The following is a 1,108-nucleotide window of genomic DNA, read 5'->3' as shown; positions in this document are numbered from 1 at the left end:
TACTTATGAATGAGCTTTGATACGACGATTTATCCTTGAAAAGTGAAGATATAAAGATACTTCCAATAAAATTTGAATATTTAATAGGTAGACACTTCAAAAAATGAGGTGTCTATTTTTTTACCCGATTTTGAAAGGAAGTGAACTTATGAAAACAAAAAATCAAGAATCAAAAGGTCGTTCCCCACTCTTTAAGACCATCAAACATTCATTCAGCCAATAAAAAAGAAAGGATAGGTAAAAATATGGAACTTAAATTTGTGATTCCCAACATGGAAAAAACATTCGGCAATTTAGAATTTGCTGGCGAGGATAAAGTCGTTCAGCGAAGAATCAACGGACGGCTAACTGTCTTATCAAGAAGCTATAATCTCTATTCTGATGTTCAAAGAGCAGATGATATTGTGGTGGTGCTTCCTGCTGAAGCTGGCGAAAAACATTTCGGCTTTGAGGAACGTGTGAAGTTAGTCAATCCACGTATTACCGCAGAGGGCTACAAAATCGGCACTCGTGGTTTTACAAATTACCTTTTACATGCTGACGACATGATAAAAGAATAAAGAAAGAGAGGAAAAATGATGAGATTAGCAAATGGCATTGTATTAGATAAAGACACGACTTTTGGAGAATTGAAATTCTCTGCTCTACGTCGTGAAGTGAGAATCCAAAATGAAGACGGGTCGGTTTCAGATGAAATCAAGGAACGTACCTATGACTTAAAATCCAAAGGACAAGGACGCATGATTCAAGTAAGTATTCCTGCCAGCGTGCCTTTGAAAGAGTTTGATTATAACGCACGGGTGGAACTTATCAATCCCATTGCGGACACCGTTGCTACTGCCACCTATCAAGGAGCAGATGTTGACTGGTATATCAAGGCAGACGATATTGTGCTGACAAAGGATTCTAGTTCATTCAAAGCTCAACCACAAGCAAAGAAAGAACCGACACAAGACAAATAGTCGCTAGGTAGAAAGGAGACTTTTTCGCATGAAACAGCGTGGTAAAAGGATTCGCCCATCTGGTAAAGATTTAGTCTTTCATTTTACGATAGCGTCACTCCTGCCTGTTTTCCTGCTGGTTGTCGGACTGTTTCATGTGAAGACAA

The 1,108-nt window shown here is 38.7% G+C and carries 2 protein-coding genes; both read left to right on the top strand.

All coding sequences use genetic code 11. The features are described from left to right. Positions 1 to 245 precede the first annotated feature (245 nt). Positions 246 to 560, top strand: a complete 315-nt coding sequence (locus HMPREF1125_RS06805) for a YdcP family protein (protein ID WP_000420682.1) — start codon at positions 246 to 248, stop codon at positions 558 to 560. A 15-nt stretch (positions 561 to 575) separates the two neighbouring features. After that, the gene (locus tag HMPREF1125_RS06800; protein ID WP_000985015.1) at positions 576 to 962 is read left to right on the top strand and encodes a YdcP family protein; all 387 of its coding nucleotides are present in this window, start codon (positions 576 to 578) and stop codon (positions 960 to 962) included. Positions 963 to 1,108: the final 146 nt, after the last annotated feature.

This window comes from Streptococcus oralis SK304, from assembly GCF_000287715.1.
In the GTDB taxonomy this organism is placed as follows: Bacteria; Bacillota; Bacilli; order Lactobacillales; family Streptococcaceae; genus Streptococcus; species Streptococcus oralis_Y.
Note: the sequence above shows the minus strand (reverse complement) of the source record. Positions and strands in the feature narration are given on the sequence as shown.

Excerpts from the sequence above, each read along its gene's own strand:
- HMPREF1125_RS06805 (WP_000420682.1), top strand. The coding sequence starts at position 246 with ATGGAACTTAAATTTGTGATTCCCAACATGGAAAAAACATTCGGCAAT.
- HMPREF1125_RS06800 (WP_000985015.1), top strand. The coding sequence starts at position 576 with ATGATGAGATTAGCAAATGGCATTGTATTAGATAAAGACACGACTTTT.